This is a genomic window from Binatus sp. (SeqCode) (assembly GCF_036522015.1).
Lineage (GTDB): Bacteria > Desulfobacterota > Binatia > Binatales > Binataceae > Binatus.
The window spans coordinates 1-7,813 of sequence record NZ_DATDGQ010000123.1; the positions used below are offsets into that span (position 1 = coordinate 1).

General features: G+C 60.2%; 9 protein-coding genes and 1 pseudogene. 6 read left to right on the forward strand and 4 right to left on the reverse strand.

The annotated features are described in order from the left end of the window. A pseudogene (locus VIW95_RS05135) lies at positions 1–393 on the reverse strand (hypothetical protein); the annotation flags it as partial. A 216-nt stretch (positions 394–609) separates the two neighbouring features. Here VIW95_RS05135 and VIW95_RS05140 point away from each other — a divergent pair. Then, the gene (locus VIW95_RS05140) at positions 610–1,455 is read left to right on the forward strand and encodes an SDR family oxidoreductase (RefSeq protein WP_331584348.1); all 846 of its coding nucleotides are present in this window, start codon (positions 610–612) and stop codon (positions 1,453–1,455) included. Positions 1,456–1,532: 77 nt separating this feature from the next. Here the strand turns inward: VIW95_RS05140 and VIW95_RS05145 are convergent, their stop codons facing one another. Together VIW95_RS05145 and VIW95_RS05150 are read right to left on the reverse strand one after the other, a co-directional pair. Then, entirely contained in the window at positions 1,533–2,540 is a 1,008-nt protein-coding gene (locus tag VIW95_RS05145; protein WP_331584349.1) for an aldo/keto reductase, read from the reverse strand. Between the two features lie 414 nt (positions 2,541–2,954). Beyond that, on the reverse strand, positions 2,955–3,305 hold the full coding sequence (locus tag VIW95_RS05150; RefSeq protein ID WP_331584350.1) for a hypothetical protein: 351 nt from the start codon (positions 3,303–3,305) through the stop codon (positions 2,955–2,957). A 16-nt stretch (positions 3,306–3,321) separates the two neighbouring features. Between VIW95_RS05150 and VIW95_RS05155 the strand changes: the two genes are divergently transcribed. Further along, positions 3,322–4,575, forward strand: a complete 1,254-nt coding sequence (locus VIW95_RS05155; protein ID WP_331584351.1) for a PQQ-binding-like beta-propeller repeat protein — start codon at positions 3,322–3,324, stop codon at positions 4,573–4,575. 56 nt (positions 4,576–4,631) lie between these two features. Further along, positions 4,632–5,132 (forward strand): hypothetical protein, encoded by a 501-nt coding sequence (locus tag VIW95_RS05160; protein ID WP_331584352.1) that lies wholly within the window; start codon positions 4,632–4,634, stop codon positions 5,130–5,132. Positions 5,133–5,202: 70 nt separating this feature from the next. On the opposite strand, the gene VIW95_RS05165 is transcribed toward VIW95_RS05160, so the two are convergent. Continuing rightward, a complete protein-coding gene (locus VIW95_RS05165; protein ID WP_331584353.1) occupies positions 5,203–5,655 on the reverse strand; it encodes a pyridoxamine 5'-phosphate oxidase family protein in 453 nt (150 codons plus the stop codon). Positions 5,656–5,956: 301 nt separating this feature from the next. Here VIW95_RS05165 and VIW95_RS05170 point away from each other — a divergent pair, with 301 nt between their 5' ends. From VIW95_RS05170 to VIW95_RS05180, 3 genes are all read left to right on the forward strand, one after another. After that, complete coding sequence (locus VIW95_RS05170) at positions 5,957–6,625, forward strand: TetR/AcrR family transcriptional regulator (protein ID WP_331584354.1); 669 nt, start codon at positions 5,957–5,959, stop codon at positions 6,623–6,625. Position 6,626: 1 nt separating this feature from the next. Further along, positions 6,627–7,463: an HAD-IB family hydrolase gene (locus tag VIW95_RS05175; protein ID WP_331584355.1), complete on the forward strand. Its 837-nt coding sequence runs from the start codon at positions 6,627–6,629 to the stop codon at positions 7,461–7,463. Next, positions 7,450–7,813: lactate racemase domain-containing protein (locus tag VIW95_RS05180; protein ID WP_331584356.1), on the forward strand; the 364-nt coding region annotated here is incomplete at its 3' end. The genes VIW95_RS05175 and VIW95_RS05180, both read left to right, overlap by 14 nt.

Below are 7,813 nucleotides of genomic sequence, written 5' to 3' on the forward strand. Positions count from 1 at the left end.
GACTATCCCGAGCGGAACCCGAGCCTTTTTTACCGCAGCGAGTAGCACTGCGACGTCATGGAACAGACGACGTGCGTCACGGCCAAGCCGCGAGTGAGTCAGGGCCGCTAGCTGTGCCAGCAACTCGTCGTCGCAGCCGCAGGCGCGAAGCGTGCGGCGCCACCCTTCGAGGCTCAATGATGCGGTGTCAAGCGTGCCTAACGTCCACTTCTCTTCGATTTCCCGCCAATACTCCGGCCAAATCTTGCTGTTCGCCTCGACCAAGCCAGTCGCTTCTAATCCAGGGCCGCTTGAAGCGATCACCTCACAAGTCTGGACGATTGATTCCTTTAGCGCGCTGCCATCAAGGAGGGTGTCGTCCAAGTCAAACAAGAGTGCCTGCGCCGGCTTCATCTGCAGCTCGCGTCTTAGCCTAACTCTCTAGCAGCGGAAGAGACCCTTGAAATATCATCTTCGTACACAGAATACGCTCGTTTGCAGATCAGTCTATCGCGCTCCCGGCGCGCGCATCCGCGCGTTACCCGCTTCGAGGCGCGGTCTGATAATTACTTCGATGCGAGTCACGCACATTGCGTTGGCGACGTAATTTTTCAAGCAGGGGAATCTGAAATGGACAGGCTCAAGGGTAAGGTTGCTGTAATCACGGGTGCGGCGAGCGGGATCGGGCGGGCGACCGCAATCAAGTTCGCGGGCGAAGGCGCGGCGGTCGTGATCGCCGACCTCAACGTCGAAGGCGGCGAAGCAGCAGTGCGCGATTGCAAGGAGAACGCCGGGCGCGCGGTCTTCCAGAAAGCTGACGTGTCCGCCGAAGCCGAAATCAAGGCGCTGATCGCGCGCGCAATCAAGGAGTTCGGGCGTCTCGACATCATCTATAACAACGCCGGAATCGGCGGCGCGGTCGGACCGCTCGAAAATATCTCGGTCGAAGACTGGGACAAGAGCCAGGCGGTATTGCTGCGCGGCGTGTTCTTAGGCATGAAGCATGCGGCACCCGAGCTGCGCAAAGCAGGCGGCGGCTCGATAATCTCAACCGCGTCGGTCGCCGGCATCCGCGGTTTCAACGGATTGCATGCGTACTGCGCGGCAAAGGCCGGCGTCGTCAACCTGACGCGTTCGGCGGCGTTGGAGTTTGCCAAGGACAAGATCCGGGTCAACTGCATCTGCCCCGGCGGAATTAATACGCCGATACTGCATCGCAATCAGCCCGGCGTGAAAGAAGCGATGGAACTTTGGATGGCAAAGGGGCAACCGATACCACGCGCGGGACATCCGGAAGATATCGCCGGGATGGCGCTGTACCTTGCCAGCGACGATTCGGAATTCGTCACTGGACAGGCGATGGTGGTGGACGGCGGTCTTACGGTTGGCAGCCAGTTCTCACAGAACGCAGCTGGACAAGATGCGCCGTCGCCGATTGCACCTAGCACTTTTATGGGTCCGTCGTTCCAAGGTTGACCTCTATCCGGTTCCCTTCCCCCTCCGAGAATAATTCCCTCCCCCGTTCGAGGGGGAAGGGAAACTAAGAGGTGGGATTAGGTTCGGGAGTAGCCGGGCAGCCGCGATTGCATCGAATCGGGATACTCGAGCGGCAATGCGCTCGCTTTGTTCAGTGCCGCGAGCTCGGCGGCTTCGAGCCGAAATCCTAACGCACCAAGATTCTGCTCGTTCTGCTCCTCGGTCCGGGCGCCGTAAATCACCGAGCTGACGCCGGGCTGTTCATTCACCCACGCCAGCGCGACTTGCGAGATCGCGCGGCCGCGCTCTTTCGCGACGTGCTCGACCGCTTCGAGCTTCGAATAATTGCGCTCGTCAGCGAGCCGATTCCACATATCCATCTTGGCGAGGCGGCTATCCTCGGGCGGGCGCTGACCCGATCGGTACTTACCAGTCAGAAATCCGCCGCCGAGCGGACTCCACGGAATCACGCCGACGCCTTCGTAGCGGCATAGCGGCAGAATCTCGCGCTCGATCTCACGCGAAATCAGGCTGTATTGCGGCTGCAAGCAATCAAACCGTGCAAAGTCGTGTTTATCGCTAACCCATAGACTCTTCATCAGTTGCCATGCCGTAAAATTTGACGCGCCGATGTACCTGACCTTACCGTGACGCACGAGGTCGTCGAGCGCGCGCATCGTCTCTTCGATTGGCGTTTCGAAGTCCCATGAATGGACCTGGTAGAGATCGATGTAGTCCATCTTCAAGCGACGCAGGCTGGCCTCGACCTCCGACATGATATGCCCGCGCGAGAGGCCGATTTGATTCGGGCCCACTGATTTACCGATAAAAATATTAGCATTGAAGCGAACTTTTGTGGCGACAATCAGGTCTTTTCGCCGCTCGCCGAGAATTCGCCCGAGAATTTCCTCCGACGCACCTGCCGCGTAAACGTTCGCAGTGTCAAGGAAATTGCCGCCAACTTCGATAAACCGATCGAGAATTTTTCCTGCAGTTTTTTCGTCTGTCTCACGTCCAAAGGTCATGCATCCAAGACAAAGCTCGGAAACTTTGAGCCCCGTACCACCTAATCGCCGATATTCCATCGCTTTTTCGTATCCTCCAGCACCGAGTCTAGTCCGAGCAGCGGCGTGTGCAAATGAAAACTTTTTCGACTTTGAATAATCACAGAATTGAATCGTCTCAATAAACAGGTGCGAACGGCTCTGGCACCTGGCCGGTTGGTTTGTTCCTCCCAATCAACCGGTTTCCGTCCGCAGCGTACGCGGACGGCTGGTACGAACAGGCGGGCATTGGAGAGTCCCCCCCCTCTTCAGATGCCCGCCATTTTTTTGCTTTTCAGTGAATCGATGCTTGCCTTCGTCAGTGTTGTGAGACGTCGGAATCGTTCATCAACTTGAGAATTTCGCGCCATGCATTCGCGCACACTGAAATCAACTCGTAAATCTCGTTCACGAATCGCGCGTCAACTTGACATCGCGCACTGCCATCGTCATAGCTCATGACTTGATGTTTTCGCGGTGGCTCAGATGGCTGGTGGTTGCGCCGGTTTTGTTGTTCGTGCTCGGAGCGATGGTGCTCAGTTGCACCAGCGGTAGTAGCGGCGGCGGACCAGCCATAACCCCCGCCCCTGGTTTCTCGCTTGAAGCGATCGTAATCGCGGACGGTCCCCCGCCCACCGCCACTTTCACCCCGACCATAACCGCCGCGCCATCGACTACGCCCACCCACACGAAGAAACCGACGCCGTCAACGACGCCTACGTTGACGGCGCGCCCGACTGCTCTTCCCACCACCATATTGAGCAGCGGGCCTGATGCCGTGCCGACGGGAGGAACGGTCGCATTCAATGCGATCGGAACTTTCGTGAAGCAGAAGCAAAACAAAATCAAGTTGGTGGATATCACCTTCGGACAGTTCACCTTGTGGACGTCGACCGACAACACGGTGTTCCAGGCGCCGCTGTCCGGCGCGATGGGCGGCGTCTATACGACCGGATTTGCCGGATGCGTCTGCATTCTTGCCAGCAGTGGCGGAATTAGCAGTCAGTCCCTTGCTATCGGCGTTTATACGGACGTCAATACGTGCCCGATATGCGGCCTCCCGCCACCGACCGCCACTGCGACGTCGACCACGGCTCTGAGAAGCGCCTCGACGCCGGGGGCGTCGAGCACGCCGGCGGCATCGACTCGAAATGCGGGTGTTCTGATGTGGACGTTCGATCCGGGCTCAGAATTGCGCGGGCGAATCGCGACCGGCAGCGACGGCTCAATTTTCTTCATCACGCGTGACGGCGTTCTGCATGGGCTGAATTCCGCGGGCAAGGAAGTGATGCATCGCGAGGCGGCGGGGTCGTCGCCGGCAGTATTGCCCGACGGGACGGTGGTCGCGATGTCGTCCGCTAAGACGCTTGCGGCGATTGGTTCCGACGGCTCCAGGCAATGGAATCTTGAAATTGGAGACAGCGCGGGACCGCTCGCAGCAACCGATCGTGCGATTTACTCCCCGGTGGGCGCCGACCTCGTGTCGGTCAGCACCGGCGGCTCTCTCAATTGGCGCGTGAATGTCGGAGCTGTTACCAGCGCCGCGGTCACGCCGGACGGCGTAGTGGTGGGAACGTCACGCGGCTCGGTTATCGCGCTCGCATCAGATGGCGGTGTGGTCTGGACGTTCCAGCCTGATGGCGGGTTTTCGGGAGCGGTTGCGTACGCCGACGATGTAGTTTATGCGGGCTCGGCCGGGGGCGGTGTGTATGCGATCGATCTGCGAACCGGCAATCCCGTTTGGCATGTCAATTCCGCGCATAGGGTAACGGCGGGACCGGTCGTCGCTCCATCGGGCGCGATCTTCGCGGGGGGAGACACGACTTACGGCGTCACCGCCGATGGTCAGCTCCAATGGAAAAACTCGTCGCTGAAACCGGGCGGCGCGGGATTGACCGCGCTCGGCTACGACGGCGTATTCGATGCGGCGACGGGTGACGTAGGCGCCGTACTGACGGGCGACGGCAGCTACGTCTGGACGGCGCGCAGCTTCGGCACGATCTCGACGGCCGCATCGTCGGCGTCGGGAGTGCTCTACGTCGGTACATCGACCGGCCGCATCTTCGCCGTCAGATAACAACGATTTCCCGGGGCGCTTGACCGGCCGGCGCGAAAAAGCGTGACAATAGAAGTATGAGCGCGATCGACATCATCAAGCGCCGGCTCAAGGAAGACCGTATCCCCGAGACGCCGGAGGAAGTAGGACAAAAGAAAAAACGTCCACGCGAAGTCGCGTTCATGGACGTGAACCTTTGCTTCCCGTGCGGCAAGTGTCCGGAGTTTTGCCCCGTGCAATGCATCGAGTACCTGTCGCCGGGCTCGGTTCCGGGCCGCGGCGTGCAGCCGGTGCAGGACCGCTTCCAGGAATGCATCGGATGCTACATCTGCGTCGAAGTATGCGCGCTGTTGACGGACTACGACGCAGTCAGGATGTACGACAGCAAACTGGTCGAGGATGTACTCGACGTGAAAATCACCGACGCGCCGCCGCCGGAGCCAATCCCGGCACAACCTTATGAGGAGTACTTCTCAGAAGGCGGCGAATATCGGCATCTGGGGAAAGGCTCGCGCATCCGCGAAAAGATGACCGCCGAAGAGCGCGCAATCTTCGCCCGCGAACGCGTCCGCGGGTAGAGCGCGAACGGGCGGTCAACCTGACCCCTAACCCCTTCCCTCGAGGGAAGGGGAACAATCGCGGGGAGAATTACTTGCGCGACGCGCGCCAGACTTCCGGCTGCTTGCCAGTCATCATTTCTGGTAGCGACGTCAGCTCGACGCGCCCGGGCGTCATCAGCATCAACCCGAAATCTTTCGACTCCGCGCCGCCGGGCCAGAACTGCGAGAGCTCGTAGTCGAAGACCTTGCCGTCCCAGATTCGCTTTTTTTCAGCGAGGTCTTCGACGAATTTTGCCGTTCCCGTAACTGTCAGGTGAACCATCTCGGCACCGATTTGGTAGAAGAGCTCGACCTTCGGGTTCTTGTCGATATGAGCGGCCTTGGCCGACGCGCGTCCCGTCGCCACCCACACGCGCTCGCCCTCGAACGCCGGATGCACGACGCGGACCTTCGGCTGCGTTCCATTGGTGGTCGCCAAATATGCCCACGTCGCTTTTGCGGCCGCCGCGTGAACCTTGTCCCAGAATTGTGAATCGCTCATCTGATCCCTCCAAAGCCCTTTCGTAACACGATCACGGGGCGTCGCGAACGATGCAAGGAACCTAACCCCAAACCCCTTCCCGAGCAGGAAGGGGAACCGGATTTATTTAAGTGAGAGCAAAAGGGCGTCCTCGCCATTTTGCGATTAGTACTTTTCACTGGGTGCACGGTTCACCCCTGCCCAAGGTGCGGAACCCACGGTGGGTTCCGCATTCAATCAAGTGATCTCCCCTTCCCCCGATTACCGATTTGACACCGCGCGCCATCTCGAACTACGCTTAAAACAATCCAGGAAAACCGCGATGGAACGTCAAGCACGACGCGCGCAGGTGCTGCGCCACGCCAAGCGCATCTTTGCTCGCAAGGGATACCACAGGACCAATGTCGCGGACATCATTGCCCGCGCCCGCATCGCGCGCGGCACGTTTTATCTTTATTTCCAGAACAAGAAGGACCTGTTCGAGGAATTGCTCGAGCAGGCGGTCACTGAGTTGACCCAGAGAATCCAGCGGCTGCGCCCGGGACCGGGAGAGCCCGATCCGGTCGATCAGTTGCGCGCGAACCTGACGCGGGTGCTCAGCTATGCGATGGCGGAGCGCGAACTCACCGACATTCTGCTGAACCATTCGACGGGCTTCGACCACGAGCTCGACGACAAGATCCAGGATTTCTACGATCGCGTCGCGGCGCTGATAAAACGATCGCTCGACCTCGGAATCGAGATGAACCTGGTGCGCAACTCGGATACGCGCGCGGTGTCCTATGCGATCCTGGGCGGAATCAAGGAGTTGATCGGGATGCTCTCGCGTAGCGATGACACCGACCCGTCGGCGTTAGTCGAGGAAATACTCCAGTTTGGCCTGAGCGGCGTCGCGCGCCCGGAGTTGTTGAAATACGTGCGGCCGCGAGGCAGAGCTGATGGCGAAGCGGGTCCGACCGGCGCCTCTTTTTTTGGCCCCAAGGTAGACTGACATGTCAGTTTCCGGTTACAAAAAATCAACCAACGGCCACGCGCCCAAGGCTTCCAGGCCGCAAAAGCGCCGCGCCGCGTTTTACGATCTCGACGGCACGCTGGTCGATCTGAACCTGGTGCATGCCGCGATTTTCACGCTCGCCAACGTCGGCGAATGGAGCGGGCGGGTCTCTTACCTGCTCGGATTCGCCGCGCGGATCCCCCGCTTGTACGTCGCGGAGCAGCGCGACCGCCGGCTGCTGAACACTGCCCTGTTCGAGGCCTTCAAGGGCGTCTCGCGCGACCGGCTGTTGTCACTCGGCGAGGAATATTGCGAGCGCATCCTCATCGGCCATCTTTTTCCGCGCGCAGTGGAATTGATCGAGGCGAATCGCGAGGCCGGGATCGAGCCGGTGCTCGTCACCGGATCGCCGGACTTCATCGTCGCGCCGCTCGCGCGTCACCTTGGTGTGGTGGACTTCGCCGCGAATAGATTTGTCTTCAGCCGTGGCCGCGCAACCGGCAGGCTGGCCGAACCTGTGATGGCGGGCGACGAGAAAGCGGTCTGGTGCGCAGAGTACGCCGCCGCGCATGATATCGATCTCGCGGATTGCTGGGGTTACGCCGACTCGCATTACGACACCTCGTTTCTCGCCGCGCTCGGACACCCCGTTGCCGTGAACCCCGACCGCAGATTGCGCGCCGCCGCACTTAGCCGGCAATGGCCGGTGCTACACTTCGAGAAGGCTGCGGATTCCGGGCCGCGCGACGATTTCGACCACGACCAAGATCACACAGATAAAGATTTAAACCCCGACAGCGAACGATCGACGCGAGGCTCGGATGGCGCGGCCTGAAGCAAAACTCAAGGAACTGAAAATTGCGGAGCTGCGGCACGAGGTGGGCGCGCGCAAGGAACTGGTCGTCAAGCTGAATCGGCGCTCGGAGCGCCGCATCATTCCGTACGGCGAGGAATTTCTGTTCGAGAAGCTGCCGGCCGGCACCCGCGTTATCTATCCGCCGCCGCCGCTGGACCCGCTTGCCGACCCCGACCAGGCGATTCGTTACGCCCTGCTTCATCCGGAGAACCAGGACCCGCTGTTCGCGCAGCTCAGTCCCAACATGCGCGTGACGATCGCGATCGACGACATCAGCCTGCCGCTCCCGCAGATGCGCCGCCCTGACATTCGCGAGCGGCTGCTCAACC

What these genes read in the sequence shown, in the direction of transcription:
- VIW95_RS05160 (WP_331584352.1), top strand. Translation starts at nt 4,632, where the DNA reads ATGAGCGCGATCGACATCATCAAGCGCCGGCTCAAGGAAGACCGTATC.
- VIW95_RS05145 (WP_331584349.1), bottom strand. Translation starts at nt 2,540, where the DNA reads ATGGAATATCGGCGATTAGGTGGTACGGGGCTCAAAGTTTCCGAGCTT.
- VIW95_RS05165 (WP_331584353.1), bottom strand. Translation starts at nt 5,655, where the DNA reads ATGAGCGATTCACAATTCTGGGACAAGGTTCACGCGGCGGCCGCAAAA.
- VIW95_RS05140 (WP_331584348.1), top strand. Translation starts at nt 610, where the DNA reads ATGGACAGGCTCAAGGGTAAGGTTGCTGTAATCACGGGTGCGGCGAGC.
- VIW95_RS05175 (WP_331584355.1), top strand. Translation starts at nt 6,627, where the DNA reads ATGTCAGTTTCCGGTTACAAAAAATCAACCAACGGCCACGCGCCCAAG.
- VIW95_RS05170 (WP_331584354.1), top strand. Translation starts at nt 5,957, where the DNA reads ATGGAACGTCAAGCACGACGCGCGCAGGTGCTGCGCCACGCCAAGCGC.